This window comes from Spirosoma sp. 48-14 (assembly GCF_001898575.1).
Classification (GTDB): domain Bacteria; phylum Bacteroidota; class Bacteroidia; order Cytophagales; family Spirosomataceae; genus Spirosoma.
Genome location: NZ_MKUD01000064.1, coordinates 1 through 992 on the forward strand (window position 1 = coordinate 1; position 992 = coordinate 992).

The 992-nt window shown below is 58.1% G+C and carries 1 protein-coding gene; it reads left to right on the top strand.

Going from position 1 to position 992, the window contains the following annotated elements; translation table 11 throughout:
- Positions 1-992, top strand: a 992-nt coding sequence (locus tag BGO59_RS29215) for a SprB repeat-containing protein (protein ID WP_293689915.1), incomplete at both ends; no start/stop codon positions are given.

Consider the following 992-nt stretch of genomic DNA (forward strand, 5'->3'; position numbering starts at 1 on the left):
AGGTTCGGTTAGTGCGCAGGTGAGCGGGGGTAGCCCGGCTTACAGCTACCAGTGGCGCAATGCGGCTGGCAGTGTGGTGGCTACCAGTCAGACCCTGACCAACGCTTCCCCTGGCAGCTACACGGTTATTGTGACGGATGCGACGGGTTGTACGGCGCTGGCTTCGGCCAACATCAGCAACCTGAGTGGACCACAGGTAAGTGGTGTACCGACGAACGTGAAGTGCTACGGCACCCAGACGGGTGGTGTGGTGCTGACTGTAACGGGTGGCACGCCCCCGATCGGCTACGTGTGGAGCAACGGCTCGACCAGCAAGGATCTGAGCAATGTGGGAGCTGGCGTATACACGGTGACGGCTCGTGATGCCAACGGTTGTGTAGCCATTCAAAGCTTCACCATCAGCCAGCCGACCGAGATTGTGGCGGTCTTCCAGGCGAGCTACCCAACGTGTACGAATCTGACGGGGGGTAGTGTGAACTTGGTGAGCATCAGTGGTGGCACCACGCCTTACAGCTACACCTGGAGCAACGGCAGCACGGCCAGCAGCATCAGTGGGTTGAGTGGTGGCACCTATACGCTGACCATCAAGGATGCCAACGGGTGCATAGCGGCTCCAATTGCGGTGTTGCCCACCCCGACCAACTGTACAGCGGTGGTCTGTGAGAAACCGGTGTTGTCGTTGGGCGATCCGGCCTGCACTGGAAATGGCTATTATAGTGTACTGCTAATAACCAGCACGACCAATATCATTGTGAGTGATGGCGTAGTCAGTGGTCAGAATGTGATCAATATTCCGATCGGCAAGCCGATCAGCGTGACGGCCAGCAATGGAGTGGGCTGTTACAACGTGCTGACGGCCGATTCGCCGACGGGTTGTAGTAATAACGGCAATAACAACTGTACCCCCCCTCGCTTGTCGGTGGGTCAGCCACTGTGTCAGGGCACGGGCTTCTACACGGTGAGCTACCGACTGGTGGGTACCGGTAGTGTAA